At 68.9% G+C, this 24,344-nt stretch carries 17 protein-coding genes and 1 pseudogene; 4 read left to right on the plus strand and 14 right to left on the minus strand.

All coding sequences use genetic code 11. The features are described from left to right. Positions 1-55 precede the first annotated feature (55 nt). The 11 genes from OG609_RS05740 to OG609_RS05790 form a co-directional block, all read right to left on the minus strand. Entirely contained in the window at positions 56-3,778 is a 3,723-nt protein-coding gene (locus OG609_RS05740) for a ThuA domain-containing protein (protein WP_327271791.1), read from the minus strand. A 294-nt stretch (positions 3,779-4,072) separates the two neighbouring features. Beyond that, positions 4,073-5,077 carry a sugar phosphate isomerase/epimerase family protein gene (locus OG609_RS05745; protein ID WP_114247673.1) on the minus strand — a complete coding sequence of 335 codons (1,005 nt, stop codon included), beginning with the start codon at positions 5,075-5,077 and terminating at the stop codon, positions 4,073-4,075. A gap of 12 nt (positions 5,078-5,089) precedes the next feature. Then, positions 5,090-6,331, minus strand: coding sequence for a Gfo/Idh/MocA family protein (locus OG609_RS05750; protein WP_327271792.1), 1,242 nt, complete (start codon positions 6,329-6,331; stop codon positions 5,090-5,092). A gap of 68 nt (positions 6,332-6,399) precedes the next feature. Beyond that, a complete protein-coding gene (locus tag OG609_RS05755) occupies positions 6,400-7,437 on the minus strand; it encodes a substrate-binding domain-containing protein (protein WP_327271793.1) in 1,038 nt (345 codons plus the stop codon). Between the two features lie 100 nt (positions 7,438-7,537). Next, positions 7,538-8,587: an ABC transporter permease gene (locus OG609_RS05760; RefSeq protein WP_327271794.1), complete on the minus strand. Its 1,050-nt coding sequence runs from the start codon at positions 8,585-8,587 to the stop codon at positions 7,538-7,540. Beyond that, positions 8,584-10,110, minus strand: a complete 1,527-nt coding sequence (locus OG609_RS05765) for a sugar ABC transporter ATP-binding protein (RefSeq protein ID WP_327271795.1) — start codon at positions 10,108-10,110, stop codon at positions 8,584-8,586. Before OG609_RS05765 ends, OG609_RS05760 begins: the two co-directional genes overlap by 4 nt. Before the next feature lie 140 nt (positions 10,111-10,250). Continuing rightward, entirely contained in the window at positions 10,251-11,432 is a 1,182-nt protein-coding gene (locus OG609_RS05770) for an ROK family transcriptional regulator (protein WP_327277945.1), read from the minus strand. A gap of 221 nt (positions 11,433-11,653) precedes the next feature. Then, positions 11,654-12,313, minus strand: a complete 660-nt coding sequence (locus tag OG609_RS05775; protein ID WP_327271796.1) for an NUDIX domain-containing protein — start codon at positions 12,311-12,313, stop codon at positions 11,654-11,656. 30 nt (positions 12,314-12,343) lie between these two features. After that, a complete protein-coding gene (locus OG609_RS05780; RefSeq protein ID WP_327271797.1) occupies positions 12,344-13,129 on the minus strand; it encodes a DeoR/GlpR family DNA-binding transcription regulator in 786 nt (261 codons plus the stop codon). 154 nt (positions 13,130-13,283) lie between these two features. After that, positions 13,284-13,964 (minus strand): GntR family transcriptional regulator, encoded by a 681-nt coding sequence (locus OG609_RS05785; RefSeq protein WP_327271798.1) that lies wholly within the window; start codon positions 13,962-13,964, stop codon positions 13,284-13,286. A gap of 64 nt (positions 13,965-14,028) precedes the next feature. After that, positions 14,029-14,979, minus strand: a complete 951-nt coding sequence (locus OG609_RS05790) for a beta-ketoacyl-ACP synthase III (protein WP_327271799.1) — start codon at positions 14,977-14,979, stop codon at positions 14,029-14,031. Between the two features lie 158 nt (positions 14,980-15,137). Between OG609_RS05790 and OG609_RS05795 the strand changes: the two are divergent. Both OG609_RS05795 and fdhD read left to right on the plus strand, forming a co-directional pair. Beyond that, a pseudogene (locus OG609_RS05795) lies at positions 15,138-15,436 on the plus strand (4Fe-4S binding protein); the annotation flags it as partial. 5 nt (positions 15,437-15,441) lie between these two features. After that, the gene (gene fdhD, locus OG609_RS05800) at positions 15,442-16,290 is read left to right on the plus strand and encodes a formate dehydrogenase accessory sulfurtransferase FdhD (RefSeq protein WP_327271800.1); all 849 of its coding nucleotides are present in this window, start codon (positions 15,442-15,444) and stop codon (positions 16,288-16,290) included. An 88-nt stretch (positions 16,291-16,378) separates the two neighbouring features. Here fdhD and OG609_RS05805 read toward each other — a convergent pair whose 3' ends face one another. Then, complete coding sequence (locus tag OG609_RS05805; RefSeq protein WP_327271801.1) at positions 16,379-17,407, minus strand: bile acid:sodium symporter family protein; 1,029 nt, start codon at positions 17,405-17,407, stop codon at positions 16,379-16,381. A 110-nt stretch (positions 17,408-17,517) separates the two neighbouring features. Between OG609_RS05805 and OG609_RS05810 the strand changes: the two genes are divergently transcribed. Next, positions 17,518-18,429 carry a LysR substrate-binding domain-containing protein gene (locus tag OG609_RS05810; RefSeq protein WP_327277946.1) on the plus strand — a complete coding sequence of 304 codons (912 nt, stop codon included), beginning with the start codon at positions 17,518-17,520 and terminating at the stop codon, positions 18,427-18,429. Positions 18,430-18,794: 365 nt separating this feature from the next. Then, positions 18,795-20,594, plus strand: coding sequence for an AMP-dependent synthetase/ligase (locus OG609_RS05815; protein ID WP_327271802.1), 1,800 nt, complete (start codon positions 18,795-18,797; stop codon positions 20,592-20,594). A gap of 32 nt (positions 20,595-20,626) precedes the next feature. Here OG609_RS05815 and OG609_RS05820 read toward each other — a convergent pair whose 3' ends face one another. Next, on the minus strand, positions 20,627-22,690 hold the full coding sequence (locus tag OG609_RS05820; RefSeq protein ID WP_327271803.1) for a PQQ-dependent sugar dehydrogenase: 2,064 nt from the start codon (positions 22,688-22,690) through the stop codon (positions 20,627-20,629). An 11-nt stretch (positions 22,691-22,701) separates the two neighbouring features. Beyond that, a complete protein-coding gene (locus OG609_RS05825; RefSeq protein ID WP_327271804.1) occupies positions 22,702-24,342 on the minus strand; it encodes a glycosyl hydrolase family 8 in 1,641 nt (546 codons plus the stop codon). Between the last annotated feature and the right edge of the window lie 2 nt (positions 24,343-24,344).

Consider the following 24,344-nt stretch of genomic DNA (forward strand, 5'->3'; position numbering starts at 1 on the left):
GTGACGGCGGGCGGGGAGGATGTTCTTCCCCGCCCGCCGTCGGCCGGAATGCGCCCTACGCCGAGGGCAGTTCCTTCAACTGGATGTTGCGGAAGGACACATGGTCATTGGCACCGTGGTTCTGGATGCCGATGTAGCCGTCCTTCAGGCTCCGTACCGGATCGGTGTTGGTGAAGTCGTTGATCTTCACTCCGTTGAGGAAGACCTGGAGACGTTCTCCCTGGACCTTGATCTCGTAGCTGTTCCACTGGCCGGGCGGCCGCAGGACCTGGTCCCGGGCCTTGATGTTCGCCGCCTTGAAGGTGTAGACGGAGCCCGTGGTGCGGTCGGGCGCGTCGGTGGCGTCGATCTGGACCTCGTAGCCGTTGTTCACCGCGGACCAGGGGTCGTCGGACTCCGGGAAGCCGACGAAGACACCGGAGTTGTCGTCGCCCTCCATCTTCCAGTCGAGCTTGAGCGAGTACGACCCGAGCTCCTTGGCCTGGTAGGTGAGCAGACCCATGCCGCCCTCGGAGCGCAGTTCACCGTCGACGATGTTGAACTTTCCGGGGCCGGCCTGCTTCCAGCCTTCGAGCGTCTTGCCGTTGAAGATCGACCGGTAGCCGGTGTCGGGCTTGCAGTCGGCCTTCACCTGACCGGCCGCGTACCGCATGCCGCCCATGAGGAGCTGACGGAAGGCCGGTTCGGCGTACGACTCCTTGGTGTGGCCGAGGCCCGTGTAGAAGGAGCGGCCGCCCTGGTAGGTCTGGCACCAGGTGATCGGGTGATCGCCCTTCATGGTGCCGCCGGTGTAGGTCGTCTCGTCGAGTGTGGCGAGGACCTTGGCCTGACTGCGCGGGTTCGTGCGGTAGTTGTACCACTCGTCCGTACGGTCCCAGGCGTCGTCGAGGTGTGCGGTCGCCGGGTGATTGTGGTCCTCGACGCGTACGGTGGCGGGCTGGATCGCCGGGTGCCCGGAGAAGTACGCGCCGACGAGTCCGCCGTAGAACGCCCAGTCGTACTCGGTGTCCGCGGCGGCATGCACGCCCATGTAACCGCCGCCGGTGGCCACATAGTTCTCGAATGCCTTCTGCTGATCGGCATTGAGCACATCACCGGTCGTCGACAGGAAGACGACGGCGTCGTACCGCGCCAGGTTGCTGGTCGTGAACTGGCCGGCCGCCTCCGTCGCGTCGACGGTGATGTTGCTGTCCTTGCCGAGTTCCTTCAGCGCGGCGATGCCGTCCGGAATCGCGTCGTGGCGGAAGCCGGCCGTCTTCGAGAAGACCAGGACCCGTTTGGCGGTCCGGTCGGGGGCGCTGTTGGAGAGCTCGAAGTCGTCGACGTCGTACAACGCTCCGGCACCTCCCTTGAAGACGAGGAAGAGTTCGGTGGCCTTCTTGGGAACGCCACGCAGCGGTACGTCGATGTCCTGGAAGGTCTCCCAGCCGCCGGTCACCGGCACCGGTGCGGAGCCGAGGATCTTGCCGGTGGCCGATCCGGACCGTACCTCGAGGAAGCCGCCCGCGCCGCCGGACGAGATCCGGGCGGTGAGCTTGGTGGTTCCGTCGAGGATGTACGGCTTGAAGGCGATCCAGTCGTCGTTGTTGATGTCGCCGACGGTCTTCCCGCCGTGGGCGGCCGCCTTGTCGTACGTCTTGATGCCGGACGACGAGGTGAAGTGCTCGGCCTGCCGGTGGCGGGGCTGGAGCTGCGACTGGTCGTGCCCGGACAGCGCGGCCTGGCCGCCGCCTCCGTTGTCGGTGTAGGAGGCGTCGATGACTCCGAAGATGTTGGCGTTCGGGTCGTGTCCGCCGTCGATCGCGGTCTTGATCGTGCCGGAGCACCCGTTGACGGTGGTGATGGGGTGTCCGTGGCTGTCGTGGCCGAGGACGAAGCGCACCTCGACCTTGGAGCAGTCGATCGTGCCGTCCTCGGGATCGGTGACGGTCACCTTGAACGGGATGTCATCCCCGAAGTCGAACAGCTGCCCGTCACCGGGGAGTTCCAGGTTCACCTTGGGTGCCGTGTTGCCCACGGTCACATGGACGCTTGCCGCGCCGGTGCGCCCGGTGGGGTCCTTGGCGGTGACGGTGGCGGTGTAGGTGCCGTTCTTCTTGTACGTGTACGTCGGGTTGGCGGCCGTGGAGGTTCCGCCGTCGCCGAAGTCCCAGGCGTACGTGAGCGCGTCGCCGTCACCGTCCGTGGTGCCCGCGGAGGAGAACTGCACCTTCAGCGGTGCGGTGCCGGATGTCTTGTTGGCCGCTGCCTCGGCGACGGGTGAACGGCCACCGGTGGCGTTCTCGATGCGGTAGAGCGCGGAGTTCTCGTCGCCACCGAACCAGGAGAGGCCGTAGTCCAGGACGTACAGCGCCCCGTCGGGGCCGAAGGCCATGTCCATCACCTGGGTGCCCGACCAGGGGATGTTGTTGATGGACTTGACCGTGCCGTCGCCGTCCTGCTCGATGCGCTTGATCCAGCGCCGGCCGAACTCTCCGGCGAAGAAGTCCCCGTCGTATGCCTCGGGGAACTTCACCGGGGAGTCGAGGTCGGGGTCGTAGTGGTAGACCGGGCCGCCCATCGGGGACTCCGATCCGGTACCGAACTCGGGCACGGAGCCGCCGTCGTACGGAATCCAGGCGGGCTGCGCCGCGGGCAGGTCGACCAGGCCGGTGTTGTGCGGCGAGGTGTTCTTCGGGGCTGCGCAGTCGAAGGCGGCGCCGGAGGTCTTCGTCGCGAAGTCGTAGTCGATGAACGGGTCGTTGTCGCCGGTGCAGAACGGCCAGCCGAAGTTGCCCGGCTTGGTCACCCGGGCGAACTCGACCTGTCCGGCCGGTCCGCGCTTGGGGTCGGCCGCGCCCGCATCGGGCCCGTAGTCACCGACGTACACGATGCCGGTGGCCTTGTCGACGCTGAAACGGAACGGGTTGCGGAAGCCCATCGCGTAGATCTCGGGGCGGGTCTTGTCCGTGCCCGGCGCGAAGAGGTTGCCGTCCGGAACGGTGTACGAGCCGTCATCGGCGACCTTGATCCGCAGGATCTTGCCGCGCAGGTCGTTGGTGTTGCCCGAGGTGCGCCGGGCGTCGAACGCCGGGTTGCGGTCGGGGCGCTGGTCGATGGGGGTGTAGCCGTCGGAGGCGAACGGGTTGGAGTCGTCGCCGGTGGACAGATACAGGTTGCCCTGCGCGTCGAAGTCGATGTCGCCGCCGACGTGGCAGCAGATGCCGCGCGACGTCTTGACGTCGAGGACCTTCTTCTCGCTGGCCAGGTCGAGGGTGCCGTCCTCCTCGAGGACGAAGCGGGACAGCCGGTTCACTCCGTCGAACTTGGCGAAGTCGGCGGCGGTCCCGGTCTCGGGGGCGTCGCCCGCGGGGGTGTCCAGCGGGGGCGCGTAGTAGAGGTAGATCGCCCGGTTCTCACTGAACTTGGGGTCGATGCCGACGCCCTGGAGGCCTTCCTCGTCGTGCGAGTAGACGGGGAGGACACCGGAGACCTTGGTGTTGCCGGCGCTGTCGGTGATCCGCAGCTCGCCGTTGCGCGAGGTGTGCAGCACGCTGCGGTCGGGGAGCACGGCCAGCGACATGGGCTCGCCGGTCTCGGCCGCGCCCTTGGCGAGGGTGACCTGCTGGAAGTCCTCGGCCGCCACGTCGGCGGCGGCCGGCGAGGACGGTCCTGCCGCGGCTGCTCCGGGCGAGGCACCCAGGGCGAGGGTGGCCGCCGCGAGCAGGCCGCCGGTGAGCAGCGCGAGGGATTTACGGACGCGGAGCCGCGTTCTGCTCCTGTTTCTGGTTCTGTGCACGAGTGTCCTCCGGAGAGTGCCGGTTGTACGGGCGGGTGCTGCCGTGCCGTTCTGCGCGGGGACTGCCGCGCAGGTCATGCGGGGCCTGTGGGGCGCCGGTGACCCGGGTCATGTCATGAACACGTTGGGGACGGTAGACCTGTTCGTCCGGGACGGAAAGCCCTTACGCAGCGGTCTTGTTGAACTTTTTCCTGCGTCAGGACAAAGCGGGGTGAGGGCAGGGGTGAGCGCGGGGCGGCGGGCTCTCTCCCCGCCCCGCCCCGGCCCGGAGGCGTCGCTCCTCGGAACGACCCGTCAGTCCCCGCCCCCGAACGCCGCGTCGAACGACGCCGACGGCGGCTCGAAGTCATACCGCTTCAGCGTGGCAAGCGCTTCCGGCGCACCCGCCAGCCGGTCCATCCCCGCGTCCTCCCACTCGACGGAGATCGGCCCCTCGTACTCGATGGACCGGAGCATCCGGAAGACGTCCTCCCACGGCACGTCACCGTGCCCGGCGGAGACGAAGTCCCAGCCGCGCCGCGGGTCGCCCCACGGCAGATGGGAGCCGAGGCGGCCATTGCGGCCGTCCAGCCTCCTGCGGGCCTCCTTGCAGTCCACGTGGTAGATCCGGTCCCGGAAGTCGTACAGGAAGTTGACCGGGTCGAGGTCCTGCCAGACGAAGTGACTGGGGTCGAAGTTCAGCCCGAACGCGGCCCGGTGGCCGACGGCCTCCAGAGCACGGTGCGTGGTCCAGTAGTCGTACGCGATCTCGCTGGGGTGCACCTCGTGGGCGAACCGCACGCCCTCCGCGTCGAAGACGTCCAGGATCGGGTTCCAGCGCTCGGCGAAGTCCTCGTAACCCCGCTCGATCATCTGCGGCGGGACGGGCGGGAACATCGCGACCAGGTGCCAGATCGAGGAGCCGGTGAAGCCGATGACCGTACGCACCCCGAAGGCGGCGGCCGCACGGGCGGTGTTCTTGATCTCCTCTGCGGCTCGTTGACGCACCCCTTCGGGTTCACCGTCGCCCCAGATCCGTGCCGGCAGGATCCCCTGATGCCGTTCATCGATCGGGTTGTCGCAGACGGCCTGGCCGACGAGGTGGTTGGAGATCGCCCAGCACTTCAGTCCGTACTTGTCGAGCAGCTGCCGCCGCCCGTCCAGATAGCCGGGGTCGGCCAGAGCCTTGTCGACCTCGAAGTGGTCGCCCCAGCAGGCGAGTTCGAGCCCGTCGTACCCGAAGTCCCGGGCGAGCCGGCAGACCTCCTCCAGCGGCAGGTCGGCCCACTGGCCGGTGAAGAGTGTGAAGGGACGGGGCATGCGCAGGACCTCCTAGAGAACTACGGGGGTGTGTACGGAGTTCTTCTCGGCGCTCTCCTCCACCGCTGCGAGCACCCGCTGCACCTGCAGTCCATCGGCGAACGACGGTGCGGGGGCAGTCCCTTCGGCAATCGTCCGCACCAGATCACGGGCCTGGTGGATGAAGGTGTGCTCGTAGCCCAGGGCGTGGCCCGGCGGCCACCACGCCTCCAGGTAGGGATGTTGGGGTTCGGTGACGAGGATGCGCCGGAACCCTGCCGTGGTGGCGGGTTCTGTGTGGTCGTGGAAGGACAGCTCGTTGAGCCGTTCCAGATCGAAGGCGAGCGAGCCGCGCTCCCCGTTGATCTCCAGCCGCAGCGCGTTCTTCCGACCGGCCGCCATCCGGGTCGCCTCGAACGAGGCCAACGCCCCGGAGGCCAGCCGGCCGGTGAACAGGGCCGCGTCGTCGACGGTCACCGCTCCTCGCGCGGCCGAGTCCGCAGCGCCGAAGAGCCCGGCCGACGGACCGTCGAGCAGCGGCCGCTGCGTCACGAACGTCTCACTGACCGCCGACACCCCGACCAGCAGCTCCCCCGCCAGATACTGGGCCAGGTCGACGATGTGCGCCCCCAGGTCGCCGAGCGCTCCCGAGCCTGCGTGCTCCCGCTTCAGCCGCCAGGTGAGCGGGGAATCGGGATCGACGAGCCAGTCCTGGAGGTAGGTGGCGCGGACATGCCTCAGGGTGCCGATCCTCCCCTCGGCGATCAGCTGCCGGGCGTACGTGATAGCGGGCACCTTGCGGTAGTTGAAGCCCACCATCGCCACCTGACCGCGGGCCGCCGCGCGCTCCGCTGCCTCGGTCATGGCCTCGGCCTCGGCGACCGTGTTGGCGAGCGGCTTCTCGCACAGCACGTGTTTGCCCGCCTCCAGGGCGGCGATGGCAATCTCGGCATGGCTGTCGCCGGGGGTGCAGATGTCGACGAGCTGCACATCGTCCCGGGCGATCAGGGCCCGCCAGTCGGTCTCCGCCGCAGCCCAGCCGTGGCGGGCGGCCGCCGCCTCGACCGCTGCCCGGTCGCGTCCGCAGATCGCGGCGAGAGCCGGTTTCATCGGCAGCTCGAAGACGTGTCCCGCGGTGCGCCACCCCTGCGAATGGGCGGCGCCCATGAACGCGTATCCGACCATGCCGACTCCGAGCGTCGGCGCACTCGTCATCGGCCGATACGTCGGCGGCGGCGCTGCGGCCTCCTGATCCGTCTCTTCCCTACGGGCCATCCGGGCTTCCTCCTCGTCGGTCGTTCGATGGGTGCGGCAGGAGGGTCAGCACCCTCCTGCGGGGCGGATCAGCTGAAGCCCGTGGGCAGGTACTGGTCGATGTTCTCCTTGGTGACCACGGCCGAGTAGAGGGTGAGACTGGTCGGGATCTCCAGTTCGGCCAGGCCGCCGATGCCCTTGCCCTGTCCGAGGGCGCGGGCCAGGTCGATGGCGGACGCGGCCATCGTCGGCGGGTAGAGAACGGTGGCCTTCAGCACGCTGTCGTCGGCCTTGATGGCATCCATCGCGGACTTGGCGCCGGCGCCGCCGACCATCAGGAACTCGTCGCGGCCCGCCTGCTGAATGGCGCGCAGCGCGCCCACGCCCTGGTCGTCGTCGTGGTTCCACAGGGCGTCGAACTTCTTCTGTGCCTGAAGGAGTTGGGCCATCTTCGCCTGGCCCGACTCGACGGTGAAATCGGCGGCCTGACGGGCCACCAGTTTGATGTTGGGGTAGTTCTTCAGCGCGTCGGCGAAGCCCTGGCTGCGCTGCTTGGTGAGCTCCAGGTTGTCGATGCCGGCCAGCTCGACGACCTTGGCGTTCGCCTTGTCCTTGAGCTGCTCGCCGATGTACGTACCGGCGTTGAGGCCCATGCCGTAGTTGTCGCCGCCGACCCAGCAGCGGTACGCCTGCGGCGAGGCGAAGATCCGGTCCAGGTTGACGACGGGGATGCCCGCCTTCATCGCCTCCAGACCGACCTGGGTGAGCGCCTTGCCGTCGGCGGGGAGGATGACGAGGACGTCGACCTTCTTGTTGATGAGGGTCTTGACCTGGCCGATCTGGGCGGCGGTGTCGTTGGAGCCCTCGGTGATCTCCAGGGTCACCTCGGAGTACTTCGCCGCCCGCGACTTGGCGTTCTCGTTGATGGCATTGAGCCAGCCGTGGTCGGCCTGCGGGCCCGCGAAGCCGATGGTGACGGGCTTGCCGGGCTTGTTGTCGGCGGCGGGCTGATTGCTCTGCGCCGTCTCCGACTTCTTGGGCTCGTTGCTGGTACAGGCGGTGAGGAGGGCGCCCGCGGAGACTGCTGCGGTGCCGAAGAGCAGTCCTCTGCGGCTGGTTTCTGGCATGGCTGTCAAACCCTTCATCCGGTGCGTGACATGTCACATACGACGTATGGGGCGGTGTGCGGGATGGAGAAGCGGAGCTGCCGGGAGTGCGCCCGGCGGCTCAGGTCTCCCCGTGCGCCGATGTGCGGCGCTGGACCAGGACGGCCGCGACGATGATCGCGCCCTTGGCGATCTGCTGGACGTCGCTCTGCAGATTGTTGAGAGCGAAGATGTTGGTGATGGTGGTGAAGACGAGGACACCGAGCACGGAGCCGACGATGGTGCCGCGTCCGCCGCTGAGCAGGGTGCCGCCGATGATCGCGGCTGCGATGGCGTCGAGCTCGTACAGATTGCCGTTGGTGTTCTGTCCCGAGCCGGAAAGGATGATCAGCATGAAGGCGGCGATGCCGCAGCACAGCCCGGAGAGCAGATAGAGGTAGAGCCGCTGCCGTCGTACGTCGATACCGGCCAGCCTGGCCGCTTCCGCGTTGCCGCCGACCGCGACCGTACGCCGTCCGAAGGTCGTGCGGTTCAGCACCAGCCAGCCGATGACGGTCACCGCGGCGAACATCATGACCAGGGGCGGGATACCGAGGACGTACGAGTCGGGCAGGCCCAGGTCGAGGACCGACTTGACGGTGACGATCTGGGTCTTGCCGTCGGTGATCTGGAGAGCGAGCCCGCGGGCCGAGGCGAGCATGGCCAGCGTCGCGATGAACGGCACCATCCGGCCGTACGCGATGAGCACCCCGTTCACCAGCCCTGCACCGAGTCCCACGATCACGGCGGTGAACAGAATCCCTGCGAAGCCGTACTCCTGGGTGGCGAGCGTGGTCGCCCAGACGGAGGCGAGCGCGACCATCGCACCGACCGACAGGTCGATGCCGCCGCTGGTGATGACGAAGGTCATCCCGACGGTGACGACGCCGATGACGGACGACTGGGTCAGGATCAGCTGAAGGTTCCCGGTGTCCAGGAAGGCATCGGGCTCGGTGAATCCGCCGACGGCGACAAGTACGGCGAGAACGCCGAGGAGCGAGAGGTTGCGGACGTCCGCGCGCAGGCCGAAGGTGCGCGAAGGTCCGTCCTTCCTACGGGGTTCGGCGACCGGGGCGGGGGCGGCCCCCTTGTCCGGCCCGCCCTGCTGCGCCGAGGAAACGGGCTGCGTCATGACGTCGGGCTCCCTTCCATCACTAGGTCGAGTACGCGGTGCTCGTCGAGCTCCCGGGCGCCCGCCGCATGCACGACGCGGCCCTCGCGGAGCACCAGCACCCGGTCGGCGAGGCCCAGCACTTCGGGCACCTCGCTGGAGACGAGCAGCACGGCAAGGCCTTCGTCGGCCAGCCGGCGGATCACGGCGTAGAGCTCGGCGCGGGCGCCGACGTCGACACCGCGGGTCGGTTCGTCGAGCAGCAGCACCCGACAGCCGCGCAGCAGCCAGCGGGCCAGGACGGCTTTCTGCTGATTGCCGCCGGAGAGCGTGCGGACGGGGGTGTCCGGGTTGTCGGGGCGCAGGGAGAGCTCGCGGGTGGCGGTTCGGGCCGCCCGGCGCTCGGCCCCACGGTCGAGCCAACCTGCCCTGGAGAAGCGGGACATGGAGGAGACGGAGACATTGCGGGTGACGGATTCGAGCATCAGCAGGGCCTGCGCCTTGCGTTCCTCGGGGGCGAGCCCGATGCCTGCGGCAACGGCCGCGCGGACGCTGCCGGGCCGGAGCTGTTTGCCGGCCACGGTGACCCGTCCGGCGCTCGGCTTGCGGGCGCCGTAGACGGTCTCCAGGATCTCGGAGCGCCCCGATCCGACGAGTCCGGCCAGACCTACGATCTCGCCGGGCCTCAGCTCGAGGTCCAGCGGGTCGAATTCGCCCTTCCTGGCCAGTCCTTCGACCTTCAGTACCGGCTCCGCCACTGTCGCTCCCGCGCCGCCCGTGGTACGCGGCGGGAAGACGTACTCGACATTGCGGCCGGTCATCATGGCAACGATGTCTCGTGTCGGTGTGGACTTGGCGGGCAGCCCCACGGCGACGGCCCGGCCGTCCTTGAGCACGGTCACCCGGTCGCCGATCCTGCGGATCTCCTCCAGGCGGTGCGAGATGTAGACGACGGCGACCCCGTCGGCGGTGAGGGCGGCGACGATACGGAAGAGGTTGTCGACCTCGTCGGGGTCGAGTGCGGCGGACGGCTCGTCCATCACGATGAGCCGTACGTCATGGGAGAGCGCCCGCGCCATGGAGACGATCTGCTGCTGGGCGGCGGGCAGTTCGCCGACCGGCCTGGCCGGGTCGATCTCCGGGTGGCCGAGACGCTTCAGCAGTGCGGCGGCCGCCGTGCGGCCCTCGCGGGTGCGGACGACGAAGCGGGCAGTGGTGGGTTCGTGACCGAGGAAGACGTTCTCGGCGACCGACAGGCCCTCGACCAGGTCGAGTTCCTGGTAGATGGTGGCGATACCCAGGCGCATCGCGGCGATGGGCGACTTGAGCGCGGCCGGTTCACCGCGCCAGGTGATCTCGCCGTCGTCGGGCTGATGGGCCCCGGCGAGCACCTTGATGAGGGTGGACTTGCCGGCGCCGTTCTGCCCTAGGAGACAGTGGACTTCGCCGGCCTGGACCTCCAGGTCCACGCCGTCGAGGGCCCGTACTCCGGGGAACGACTTGGTGATGCCGGACATGGTGAGCAGGGGTGGTTCCGGTGCCATGACAAATCCCCTCGGCGAATGGGGTTTCCCCTGCTCGAGCGCAGCCGAGAGCTTGGGGAAGGCCGGTGAGCGGGCAGGGCTGTACCAGGTGCGGTGGTGCGGGTGTTTCCGGACTGTGCCGATGTGCTGCCGGCCGAGGGTCAGGCCGGTGAGAACAGGTGGTCGCTGATGAGGCGGGCGGCGCCGATCACTCCGGCGGCCGGTCCCAACTCGCCCAGCACAATGGGAAGATTTCCGGTGGCCAGCGGCAGCGACTGCCGGTAGACCTGGGTCCGGACGCTGGCGAGGAGCGTGTGACCGAGGCCGGTCACACCGCCGCCGATCACCACCAGTCCGGGATTGAAGAAGCTGACGAGTCCCGCGATGACCTGGCCTACCCGGTTGCCGCCTTCGCGGATCAGGTCGAGCGAGGTCGCGTCACCGGCGGCCGCGGCGGCGGCCACATCGGCGGCGGTGAGCCTTCCGGCCGCCTCCAGCCGGCCCGCTAGTTCCGCCGACTGCCCGGCGCGCGCCGCGTCCTCGGCGTCACGGGCGAGCGCGGCACCGCTGAAGTGGGCTTCCAGGCAGCCCCGGTTGCCGCAGGCGCAGGCGCGTCCTTCGGGTTCGACCTGGATGTGGCCGATGTCTCCGGCGCTGCCCGTCGTACCGCGGTGGACCTCGCCGCCGACGACGATGCCGCAGCCGATACCCGTACCGATCTTGACGCAGAGGAAGTCGCCCACGGAGCGCGCGACGCCCGCGTGCTGCTCCCCCATCGCCATCAGGTTCACATCGTTGTCGACCATGACGGGGCAGCCCAGTTCCTGGCTGAGCGCCTCGCGGACCGGGAAGCCGTCCCAGCCGGGCATGATCGGCGGTGCGACCGGTACCCCTTCGGGGAAGCGGACCGGTCCGGGTACGCCGATGCCCGCGCCGTCGAATCCTTCGGCGAGCCCGGAGGCCCGGAGCTTGGCTGCCAGGGACAGCACCTGCTCGAAGATGGCGACGGGTCCTTCGCGTACGTCCATGGGGTGGTTGAGGTGACCCAGGACCTCCAACTCGGCGTTGGTGACGGCCACATCGACGGATGTGGCACCGATGTCGACGCCGAGGAAGCGCAGCTGCGGGGCGAGCCGGATGTTGTGCGAGCGACGTCCTCCGCGGGATGCGGCGAGTCCGTCGGCCACGACGAGTCCGGTCTCCAGCAGCCTGTCGACCTCGACGGCGAGCTTGGAGCGGGAGAGATCTACCTGATCCCCCAGCTGTGCCCTTGAGTTGGGCCCGCCGTCGCGCAACAGCCGGAGCAGTCGCGCCTGATGCGCATTCGCGGGTCGTGCCGTCATACGTCTCACGCGCCCCTCCCCGCCACATCGGCCTGTCCGTCGGGCTTTCGAGGGGAACGTAGCAGCGGTTGCCGGGAGTGGGAAGAAGTTGCGCAGGAATCCGCTACAACTTTCTCCACACCGAGGACAAAGCCGTTCGGCCGAGTCATTGGTCGGCCGCCGGCGCGGGCGACGTTCGGGGCGCGTACCGGGGCGCGCACCGGGTCGGGTCGGGTCGGAAGTCAGCGGTGCCGGAACGGGCCGTCCAGGGCCGCCCACTGGAGCAGCATGATGGTCTTTGCGTCGGCGATGGCCCCGCCGCGGACCATGGAGAGAGCCTCCTCGAAGGGGAGTTCCACGGTCTCGATGTCCTCGCCCTCGGCCGCGACCCCGTGCGCGCCGGCGGTGCCACCCGCCGAACGGTAGGGGGCGGCGAAGAAGTGCAGACGTTCGGTGACCGAGCCGGGACTCATGTAGACGTCGAAGACGCGCTCGGGAGTGCCGACGAGGTGTCCGGTCTCCTCGACCGCTTCCCTGCGGATGGCCTCCTCGGGGCTGTCGCCGTCGAGCAGCCCGGCGGCGGTCTCGATCAGCATCCCGTCGTGGTGCCCGTTGACGTAGGCGGGCAGCCGGAACTGACGGGTCAGCAGAACGGTGCGACGACCAGGGTGGTAGAGCAGAATCGTGGCGCCGTCGCCCCGGTCGTAGGTCTCGCGCTGTTCCCGGCTCCAATGGCCGTCGCTGTGCTGATAGTCGAAGGTCGTCCTGCGCAGGACGTACCAATCGCAGGACAGCACCTCCACGTCACTGATGCGCACTCGCGGATTGCCGGTCAGGTCGCGGCCGTGCCGGTCCAGACCGGTGCGCCCGCGGCGGTCGGGGGTGTCCAGGCCTGCGGTCATGATGTGTGCTCCTCGCGGTTGATCCGGTTCTCAGGCCAGGACGGTGTGGACGCCCGCATCGCGCAGGGCGGACAGCGTCAGCGGGCCATTGGGGTGGGTGGCGGCGTCCTCGGCCGCGCTGTCGGTGACGAACACGTCCACCGCGCCCACGGCGGCGACCTGGCTGAACGCACGCACCCCGAGTTTGGTCGCGTCGGCAACGGCGATGATCCGGTCCGATTGCGCCAGCGCGGCCTGCTTGACGGCCGCGTCGTCCAGTGAGAACTCCGACCAGCCGTACTCGGCGTGCACACCGCCGATGGACATGACGAAGCAGTCGAAGGCCAGCGCCTCGACGGTGCGCAGGGCCAGCGGGCCGACCAGCGACTGCTCACCGGGGCGGGACCGGCCGCCGATGATCAGCAGCTCGATCCCGGGCCGGTCCGCCAGGCGGACCGCGGCCTGAAGACTGACCACCGCCACCGTCAGGGGCGCCCGTTCGGCCAGGTGCTCGGCGACGTGCACGGTGGTGGTGCCCGCGTCGAGAAGCACCCGCGATCCCGGCTCCACCATCGCGGCCACGGCCGCACCGAGCCGGTCCTTCGTCGCGGCCTGCCACGGCTCACGGGCAAAGAAGCCCGCGCCCTCCTCCCGTGCACGCGTGGCGACCGCACCGCCGTGCACCCTGCGCACCAGCCCCTGCCGCTCCAGTGCGTCGAGATCCCGGCGGACGGTCATTTCGGAGACCCCCAGGCGATGGGAGAGCTCCGACACGGAAACCCGGTCGGAGCCCTGCACCAATCGCAGGGTCAGGTCCAGACGATTGGCGACACCCATGACCCATTTCTAACACATCTATGTTCGATTGAACATTTGAGTGTGAGAAAACTGGACGGTTCCAGGAACCAGGACGGCGGGGAACGCGGAAAGGGTCTGGGCTCAAAGCCCAGACCCTTCCTTCACGACGCCGTTCGGCCTGTCCGGCCGCGCGCTACTGGCCCTCTTCGCGCTGGTGGTACGTCTTGCGCGTGTGTTCCGTGTGCGCCCGCATGATCTCCGTGGCCCGCCGCTCGTCGCGTGAGGAGATCGCCGCGATGAGCGAGCGGTGCTCGATCCAGGACCGGGTGCCGCGCCGGCGGGCCACCGGGGTGTAGTACCAGCGCGCCCGGCGGTCCACCTGTCCGGCGAGCTCGGAGAGGACGACACTGCCCGCCAGCTCCATGACCTTGGCATGGAAGGCCGCGTTGGTGGCGACCGCCAGGTCCACGTCGTCGTCGGCGACGGCCTGCTCACCCTTGGCGCAGAGCTCCTCCAGGGCGGCGATCCCGGCAGCGCCGGAGTTGGCCGCGGCAAGACGGGCGGCCTCGGCCTCCAGGAGGGTGCGGACCGAGAGCAGCTGGTCCGCCTCGTCCTCGGTGGGCTCATGGACGAACGCACCCTGGGCGGGCCGCAGATCGACCCAGCCCTCGGTGTTCAGCCGCTGCAGTGCCTCCCGCACCGGCTGCCTGGACACTCCGAGATGGCCGGCCAGCTCGCTCTCGACCAGATGCTGGCCGGGACGGAGCGCACGCGTCGATATGAGCTCGAGCAGCGCCTCGTACACGCGCTCGCGTAGCGGACCGGGCCGCTCCAGCTTCGGCACAGCCCCTTGAGGCAGTCCTGTGGACAACATCGCGGTCCCCCTCCGGGCGACGAGCAATTGCTTATCGTCTACAGTCTACCGAGCACAACGCCCCTCAGGGACAGCGGATCACCTGACCCGCGTACGAGAGATTCCCGCCGAAGCCGAAAAGCAGCACCGGCCCGCCGCTGTGCACCTCGCCGCGCTCCACCAGCTTGGACAGGGCCATCGGGATAGATGCCGCGGATGTATTACCCGAATCCACGACATCCCGGGCGATGACCGCGTTGACCGCACCGATCTTCCTGGCGACCGGTTCGATGATCCTCAGATTGGCCTGATGCAGTACCACCGCGGCCAGATCCTCGGGCGCGACGCCGGCCTTTTCGCACACCCTGCGGGCGATGGGCGGCAGCTGCGTGGTGGCCCAGCGGTACACGGACTGCCCCTCCTGCGCGAACCGCGGGGGCGTCCCCTCGATCCGTACCGCGTTCCCCATCTCCGGCACCGAGCCCCACAGCACGGGGCCGATCCCAGGCCGGTCGCCGCCGTCCGGGTCCGCGACGACGACCGCCGCACCGGCTCCGTCGCCGAGCAGGACACAGGTGCTGCGGTCGGTCCAGTCCGCGATGTCCGCCATCTTGTCGGCGCCGATGACGAGGACGCGCTCGGCCGCGCCCGCCCTGATCGCATGGTCGGCGGTGGCGAGGGCGTGCGTGAAGCCGGAGCAGACGACATTGATGTCCATCACCGCGGGTGAGCCCATGCCGAGCCGGGCGGCGACCCGGGCCGACATGCTCGGCGAACGGTCGATCGCGGTGGAGGTCGCGACAAGAACCAGATCGACTTCGGCGGGCTGCAGCCCCGCCGCGGCGAGCGCCTTGGCCCCTGCGTGCGCGGCCATCTCGTCCACCGGCTCGTCAGGGCCTCCGACATGGCGGGTCTTGATGCCGACGCGACTGGTGATCCACTCGTCACTGGTGTCGACCATGGCCGCCAGCTCGTCGTTGGTGAGTACCTTGGCGGGCTGATAGTGGCCGAGCGCCACGACACGTGAGCCGGTCATGTACAAGATCCCCTCGCTACATATGGCAGGAACCATCCAGTCTTGGTCGCTACTGCCCGGTACAGGGGCACGTGATCCCACAGGATTAGCACCCGGTCATTGGAGGCTTGGCAACAGCCTTGACCACCCAGAAAGCATATTGCAGACATTATTCTGTCGACTTGACATCTACCGATTCGGCCTGTGCCCACTGCGGCAACTGCATCGAGGTGTGCCCCACCGGCGCGCTCTCCTTCAAGACCGAATTCGATATGCGCGCGGCCGAGACCTGGGACGAACAGGCCCGGACGGAGACCACCACCATCTGCGCGTACTGCGGTGTCGGCTGCAATGTCACACTCCATGTGCAGGACACTGAGATCGTCAAGGTCACCTCTCCGCACGGCAATCCGGTGACCCACGGCAACCTCTGCTTCAGGGCCGGTTCGGCTTCCAACACGTACAGAATCGGGTTTAACCGCTATGGGACGGGTCACCGAGCGCCGCCGCACCATCCGCATCCGGGACGGGGCCGTCTCCACGCGCCCCGACACGCTCGTCGCCGAGGAGCCCCTGGAGATCCGGCTGAACGGCAAGCCGCTCGCCATCACGATGCGCACGCCGGGCGACGACTTCGCGCTGGCGGCGGGCTTCCTGGTGAGCGAGGGCGTGATCGGTGACGGCTCCGAGGTGCAGGGAATCGTCTACTGCGCCGGGGCCACGGCGGACGGCGTCAACACGTACAACATCGTGGATGTGAAGCTCGCCCCCGGCGTCCCGGTCCCCGACATCACACTCGAACGCAATGTGTACACCACGTCGTCCTGCGGGCTGTGCGGCAAGGCGAGCCTCGACGCGGTGCGCACCACCACCCGGCATCCGGTCGCCGACGCTCCCCCGGTCCGGGTCGAGCCCGCCCTGCTCGCCGCCCTCCCCGACCGGCTGCGCGCCGCGCAGCGGGTCTTCGACCGGACCGGGGGTCTGCACGCGGCGGCGCTGTTCTCCGAGACGGGTGAGCTGCTCGACGTCCGGGAGGACGTCGGCCGGCACAACGCGGTCGACAAGCTGGTCGGCCGGGCTCTGACCGACCACCGGCTGCCGCTGTCCCGGGCGATTCTGCTGGTGTCGGGGCGGGCCTCGTTCGAGCTGGCCCAGAAGGCGGTGATGGCCGGGATCCCGATGCTCGCGGCGGTCTCGGCACCGTCGTCCCTCGCCGTCGATCTGGCGGCCGAGACCGGACTGACCCTGGTCGGCTTTCTGCGGGGTCCTTCCATGAACGTGTACGCGGGTGAGCACCGCATCGCCCTGGAGGCGACGGTCGGCCAGGGCTGAGGCGCCCCGCCCGTCCGCACGGGACAGGGATCCGGCCGGCGGGGAGCGCCGGCCGCTCCCGCGCCCGGGCGGGGCTCCGGGCGCACCCTCATCTCACCGTGACGGACTCCCGTGACACCGCACTGTCCTCCCGGTTCTCCTCCCGCGGATCGCGCGAGCGGCGCTTGGCGATCACTGCGCACACCATCAGCTGCATCTGGTGGAAGAGCATGAGCGGCAGTACGGCCAGGGACGCGTGCGCCCCGAACAGGACGCTCGCCATCGGCAGCCCGGAGGCGAGGCTCTTCTTGGAGCCGGCGAACTGAATGGCGATCCGGTCCCCACGGTCGAAGCCGAGCCGCTTCGCCCCGTACCAGCTCAGCGCGAGCATCAGCGAGAGCAGCACCACCTCGGCGCCGAACAGCGCTCCGAGCCTGGCCGGGGTGACCTGGTGCCAGATGCCCGCGACCATGCCCTCGCTGAATGCCGTGTAGACGACGAGCAGGATCGAGCCGCGGTCGACATAGCCGAGGACCTTCTTGTGGCGGGTGATGAGGCCACCGATCCAGCGGCGCAGCAGCTGCCCGGCGACGAACGGCAGCAGCAGCTGGATTCCGATCTTCAGCAGCGCATCGGCCGAGAATCCACCGCTGCCGTTGCCCAGCAGCGCGGCGGCGAGCAGCGGCGTGAGGAAGATTCCGGCGATCGAGGAGAAGGAGCCCGCACAGATCGCCGCGGGCACGTTGCCGCGGGCGATCGAGGTGAAGGCGATCGACGACTGGATCGTCGAGGGGACGAGGCACAGGAAGAGGAAGCCGCTGTAGAGCTGCGGCGTCAGGACGTACGGCACCAGCCCCTTGCCCGCGAGACCGAGCAGCGGGAAGGCCACGAAGGTGCAGACGAGGACGGTGAGGTGGAGCCGCCAGTGCTTGAGACCAACGAGTGCCTCGGCGGTGGAGAGGCGGGCGCCGTACAGGAAGAAGAGAAAGGCGACGGCTCCGGTCGAGGCGCCGCCCGCCACATCGGCGGCGGTCCCCGATGCGGGCAGTATCGCCGCCAGCACGACCGTGCCGATCAGGGCCAGGATGTAGGGGTCGATCGGCAGCCAGGACGGCAGTTTCAGGGTGCGGCGGCTCATGTGCTCCACATGTTCTCTTGGTTCTGGTCGTGCCTTTTCCATCCTGCTCTTGATCACCTTGATCGGGAATCCGGTATACCGCTCTCACTGTCATCACGATTCGCGATAGCCTGGGGGCTGTGTACGACCCCGCGCAGTTGCGTACCTTTCTCGCCGTCGCCCAGACACTGAGCTTCACCCGGGCGGCCCGCCGGCTGGGTGTGCGGCAGTCCACGGTGAGCCAGCATGTGCGGCGCCTGGAGGATGCGACGGGGCGGCAGCTGTTCACCCGGGACACGCACCGGGTCGACCTCACCGTCGACGGTGAGGCGATGCTCGGTTTCGCCCGGACGATACTTGAGGCCCATGAGCGTGCCGCGACCTTCTTCACCGGCACCCGGCTGCGTGGGCGGCTGCGGTTCGGGGCCTCCGAGGACTTCGTGCTGACGCGGCTGCCGGAGATCCTGGAGTCGTTCCGCCGTGACCACCCGGAGGTCGAGCTGGAGCTGACGGTGGAGCTCTCCGGGACGCTGCACCAGCGGCTGGCCGCGGGCCGGCTGGATCTGGTGCTCGCCAAGCGGCGCGCCGGCGACACGCACGGCGAGCTGGTCTGGCAGGACGCGCTGACCTGGATCGGCGCGCCGCAGCTGCGGATAGACCCGGACCGTCCGGTTCCGCTGATCCTCTTCCCACCGCCGGGCATCACCCGGGCCCGTGCTCTGGAGGTCCTGGAGGAGCACGGCCGGTCCTGGCGGGTCGCCTGTACGAGCACCAGCCTCAGCGGACTGATCGCTGCGGCCCATGCGGGCCTGGGCGTGATGGCTCACAGTCGGGGGCTGATCCCGCCGGGTCTGGCGCCGGTGCCGGCCAGAGCGGGCCTGCCGGAGCTGGGCGATGTGGATTTCGTCCTGCTGCACGGCCGCCGCCGGGACGGGGCGCAGGAGGCCGCGGACGCCCTGGCGGCGGCGATCCTGGCGGGCGGCGACCGGCTGATCCGCAGTGTCGGCACAATCGGTTCGATCGGTGGCCGGGACAGGGCATGACCGCACGCCTGTACGGGGAGAACGGACGGCAGTCGCAGTTCCGCGCCCGACCCGGCCGGGTCGGGCAGGGCATGTGCGGGTCCGTCCGCGGGTCCGTCCGCGGCCAATACCCTCGTACCCGCTCGGAACGGAAGTGACAGCGGCGTACAGATTCGGTGGAGATTCCGGCGCCGCCCTCTTACTCCGCGGTCTCAGCCGCGCCCGAGCCTTGCCCATCTGGCCGGATTTCGGTGGCTGACCTGTGCATATGCCACGTTGTCCGCCGTTACGGGGCCCTCCCGCCGCGCCGCCCGGTGGGGTAGCGTCACGGCGCTGTGCGGAGCGCCACAAGGAGCAGGTCATTGCGCGAGTTCACTGTCCCACCCATGGCGGCCGCGCCCCTCGTAGGCGGGCTGGCCGATGTGGTGTTCGACTACGCCGAGGAAGATCCGCACCGGGTCGCGCTCGGCCGAAAAGACGCGAGCGGACGCTGGCAGGATGTCACTGCGGCAACGTTCCGCGACGAGGTGCTGGCGCTCGCCAAGGGGCTGATCGCGCACGGCGTCAGATTCGGCGACCGGGTGGCCCTGATGTCGCGTACGCGTTACGAGTGGACGCTCCTCGACTTCGCGCTGTGGACGGTCGGCGCCCAGTCCGTACCGGTCTATCCGACGTCCTCGGCCGAACAGGTCTTCTGGATGCTGCACGACGCCGATGTGTCCGCCATCGTGGTCGAGCACGAGGACCATGCGATGACGCTCGCGTCGGTGATCGACCGGCTGCCGCAGCTCAAGCGGCTCTGGCAGTTGGACGCCGACGCGGTGACCGAGCTCGTCGACGCGGGCGCCCATGTCGAGGACGAGGTGGTGCACCGCCACCGGCGCGCGGTGACGCCCGAGTCGGTGGCGACCATCATCTACACCTCGGGCACGACCGGACGCCCCAAGGGCTGCGTGATCACGCATGCCAACTTCATGTTCGAGACGGACACCATGGCCGCCCGCTGGGAGTCGGTCTTCCACTCCAGGCCGGGCGACGAGGCGGCGACCCTGCTCTTCCTGCCCCTGGCGCATGTCTTCGGCAGGATGGTGGAGCTCGCCGCGGTCCGCGGCCGGGTGAAGCTGGGCCATCAGCCGGAGTTGTCGGCGAAGGCCCTGATGCCTGACCTGGTGTCGTTCCGGCCGACGTTCATCCTGGCGGTGCCGTACATCTTCGAGAAGGTCTTCAACGCCGCCCGGCGCAAGGCCGAGGCGGATGGCCGGGTCGGGCCGTTCGACAAGGCCGTGGACATCGCGGTGAAGTACGCCGAGGCGACGGAGGCGCGGGCGTTCGGGACCGGTCCGGGGCCGTCCGCCGGGCTGCGGATGCAGCACCAGTTCTTCGACAAGGTCGTGTACAAGAAGGTGCGCGAGGCGATGGGCGGCCGGATCCGGCACGCCATGTCCGGCGGCTCGGGGATGGAGCGGCAGCTCGGGCTGTTCTTCGAAGGGGCGGGCGTCACGGTGTACGAGGGGTACGGGCTGACCGAGTCGACCGCGGCGGCCACCGCCAATCCGCCGGAGCGCACCCGGTACGGCACGGTCGGGCAGCCGATCCCCGGCACCACTGTGCACATCGCCGAGGACGGCGAGGTGTGGGTGCACGGCGGCAATGTTTTCGCGGGCTATCTCGGCGACCCGAAGGCCACCGACGCGGTACTGCGCGAGGGCTGGCTGGCCACCGGGGACCTGGGGGCGCTCGACGAGGACGGCTATCTGACGATCACCGGGCGGAAGAAGGAGATCCTGGTGACGTCCGGCGGCAAGAGTGTCTCGCCGGCCGGTCTGGAGGAGCGGGTGCGGGCACATCCGCTGGTCGCGCAGTGCATCGCGGTCGGCAACGACCGGCCGTACATCGCGGCCCTGGTCACGGTCGACCAGGAGTCGGTGGACCACTGGCTCTCCATGCAGGGGCGGCCACCCATGAGGCCGGGGGATCTGGTGCGGGATCCGGACCTGGAGATGGAGGTCCGGCGCGCGGTGGTGGCCGCCAACACGGCAGTGTCGCAGGCCGAGTCGATCCGTACGTTCCGGATTCTGGCTCATCCGTTCAGCGAGGAGCACGGTCTGCTCACGCCGTCCCTGAAGCTGAAGCGCAAGGCGATCGAGACCGCGTACGCGGCGGAGGTCGACGCGCTGTACCGCTGAGGCACGGCCGTGCCTCAGCGGTCGAGCGCGTGCTAGCTGATCGAGATGCGGAACAGCTTGTCCGCTCCGTCCGGTTCGCCTCCGTTGTTGTCGCAGTTGGTGGTGGAGAGCCAGAGCTGGTCCTGGCCGGGCACCTTGGTGACCGTGCGCAGCCGCCCGTACGTGCCGACGTAGTACGCGGTCGGCGTGCCGAGGTTCTCGGTGTCACCGGTGATCGGCACCCGCCACAGCCGTTCGCCCTTCAGCGCGGCCATGTAGATGACATTTCGGACGATGGCGATCCCGCTGGGCGACGCCTCGGAGACGTTCCAGGTCTTCTTCGGGTTGGTCATGCCGGCGGTGGAGCAGCTGCCCTCGCAGACGGGCCAGCCGTAGTTGTTGCCCGGCTTGATGAGGTTGAGCTCGTCCTTCTTGCTGTCGCCGAACTCCGCCTCCCACAGGCGTCCTTTGCCGTCGAAGGCGAGGCCCTGCGGGTTGCGGTGGCCGTAGCTGTAGACGTAGTTGCCGAACGGGTTGCCGGGGGCGGCCTTGCCGTCCGTGGTCATCCGGAGGATCTTGCCGTTGAGCGAGTTCTTGTCCTGCGCGAGGTCGGGGGTCTGGGCTTCGCCGGTCGACGCGTAGAGATAGCCGTCGGGGCCGAAGGCGAGCCGTCCGCCGTTGTGGTACCTGCTCTTCTTGATCCCCTGGAGCAGGACCGTGTATCCGCCGAGCGAGCTGCCGTCGTATGTCATGCGGGCGACGCGGTTGCCCTCGGACGCGGTGTGCATGAAGTACACGTAGTGGTTGGTGGACCACTTGGGGTCGACGGCGACACCGAGCAGGCCTCCCTCACCGTTGGTCGTGACGGCGCCCGGCACGGTGCCGACCTGGGTCCTGGTGCCGCCGGGGGTGACCTTGAAGACCTTGAAGCTGTCCCGTTCGGTCACCAGCGCGGTCTTGCCGTCGGGCATCCAGTAGGTGCCCCAGGGGATGGACCAGCCGGTGGAAACGGTGGCGATGTCCGACGGTACGCCGCCGTCGGTGGCGCAGGCCGAGGTGTTGAAGGTGACCGTGTTGCTCGGAGGCGAGGCATTGCCCGCCGCGTCCTTGGCAACGACGTCCAGGGTGTACGGGCTGGCGCAGGCGAGCCCGGTGAGGGTGGTCGTGGTGGCCGGCGGGGTGCCGGTCACGGCCTTGTAGACGGTGCTGCCGCTGCGTATCTCGTAGGCGGTGACGGCCTTGTTGTCCGTCGACGCTCCCCAGTTCAGGACAACGCTGTTCGCGGTGAGGCCCGAGGTGGACAGGGTGCCGGGTGCCGAGGGCGCGGTGGTGTCGGAGCTGGGCAGGGTGGTGCAGTCCACGATCGGGCTGACCGACGACACATTGCCGGCCGCGTCACGCGCGAACAGTGTGATGTTGTACGTGGTATTGGGGGTGAGCCCGGTCAGATTCTTCGTCGTGGCGGTGCCCGCCGCCTCCGCGAACTTGTTGCCGTGTTCGTAGATGTCGTACGCGGCGACGCCCACGTTGTCGGTGGCGGCGTCCCAGTTCAGCGTGAGGCTGTTCTCGGTAATCGCCGAGCAGCTGGGCCGGCCGGGCGGGGTGGGTGCTTGTGTGTCCGACGAGGTGACCGTGAAGTCGATGTAGTCGAGGTTGGGCAGCCCGTTGGCCGTCGTGGACGTCAGCCGGATCTTGTTGCTGCCTGCCTTGACCGGGGTGGTCAGGGTGGAGGTGGCCCAGATGTTCCAGTCGGCGGTGGCGTCGAAGGCGCGGGCGGCCGAGACGACCGTGCCGCCCACGGCGACATCCGCGGGCCGGCCGGCCGTCGTGCCGTTGGAGTACCGGATGGCAATCTGTCCGGTCCCGGCAGAGGCCGCGGTGACCGTGAACTCCACATAGCTGCCGACGACATTGTCGCCGTTGACGAAGCCTGTCCCGGAGTAGCCGGAGTGGTTGGACTCGGCGGCGCCCTGGACGATCGTCGCGGACTCCGCCTCGTACCGGGTGGCCGCCGCGGAGGCGGACTGCGGCACCGCCTGCACCAGGCCGGTACAGAGCAGCATGACCGCGAGCGCGGCCACTCTTCCTCGTAACGTGGTGAGTGTGCTGGCCTTCATCTGAACCTCCTTCAGGGAACCCAGTAGTTGCCGGATGCGACGATCATCGACTGCAGCTGGACGCTCCCGCCGTAGTAGAGCTGTGGGTCGATCGAGGTGGCGGCGAGCTTGCTCCAGAGCGCGTCGAGCCAGGCCTGGGAGCCGGGGTCGGTCAACGCGGTCACGACGAACGGGGCGGTGAACGCCATGTCGTCGCCGCTGTCGTACGCCGTGCCGTTCAGGTGGTAGCCGGTGACGATCCTGTTCGGGTCGCCGCCGGTCTTGGACTTGATCCAGGAGTTGAGCTTGCGCGCCGAGGCGAGCGAGGCCGCGTCCCCGCTGGTGACGGCGTCCGCGCCGATGCGCCACGGGTCGCGGCAGGCGTTCCAGGAGTAGTCGCCGTCGTTGGGGCCTTCGAGCACCTCACCCGCAGCGGGCTTGGGCGTGGTGTTCGTGTTGACGACGAAGTCTGCCAACAGGCCGGTATTCGACGCGTACTTGGACTGCTGAGTGGTGATCAGTTTCTGATGGGCAGTGCGCACGGTGTCCCAGGTGCTGTCGCCCGTGGCCGTCTTGAAGGCGCGGAAGTGGTCGATCAGCCAGTCCGAGGAGCGGGTCATCCAGTAGTGGGACTCACCGGAGTCCGACCAGTCACCGAGCAGCATGAGGTGGGTGGTCGGGTTGACCTCGCTCTTCTTGATGGCGTTGATGTGCTTGACCGCGAGATCCTTGTAGTTGTACGTGCCTGTGGATCCCCACTGCTTGTCGGCGAGGAGCAGCCCGTAGGCGACGTCGAGGTCCCCGTCCGTCGCCGAGTCGGAGCCGTCGACGCTCTTGCAGGACGTGTCCTGCTCGGCAGCGAGAAGGTTGGTGTTGTTGACCGAGGGGTGCGCGAGCATGTACTTCACCATGCCGTCGAAGACGGTCTTCGCCTCCGGGTCGGCTCCTGCCATCGTCGCGGTGACGACCATGCCGTAGCCCTGGGCCTCGGCGACGTAGGGGTGGTCGGCGTCCGGCGAGATGACCTCGTACCAGCCGTTGCCGCAGTTCTTCCTGACGAACGCGGACTTCCAGGCGTTGTACGTCTTGATCACGGCCTGGTCGAGCGCGGACTGTGAGTCGGTCGGCTTCAGCGTCCCAGCGGCGTACGGGAACCGGTGGCTGCCGAAGGGCACTGCGGGACCACCGGCGGCGGTGTCCTGGCTGTCCAGGTAGTCGAGGTTGGGGCCTCCGTTCGCCGTGGTCGCGGTGGCACGGATCGTGTTGGTTCCGGCGACGAGCTGGGCGGCGACGGTCTTTGTCGCCCAGGTGTCCCAGGAGCCGGTCCCGTTGAAGGCTGCCCCGGAGGCGACGACCGTACCGTTGACGCTGATGTCCATCGGGCGGTTGGTGGTCGTACCGTTGGCGTAGCGGATGGCGAGCGAGGTGCTGCCCGCGGTGGCGTTCACCGTGAACTCCACCGACGAGCCGGCGACGTTTGTGTAGTCGACGAAGCCGGTGCCGGAGTAGCCGGTGTGATTCGTCGCCACGGCCGCCTGGGAGAGCGTCGCACCCTCCGCCTCGTAACGGGTGCCCGCGGCGGCCGCGGGCGGCGCAGCGAGCAGGGGCAGCAACAGTCCGGCGGCAGCGAGGGCCGTCCCGCCGAGGGTTCGTATTCTCGTGGTGGTACGCATCG

The organism is Streptomyces sp. NBC_01224 (genome assembly GCF_036002945.1).
Classification (GTDB): domain Bacteria; phylum Actinomycetota; class Actinomycetes; order Streptomycetales; family Streptomycetaceae; genus Streptomyces.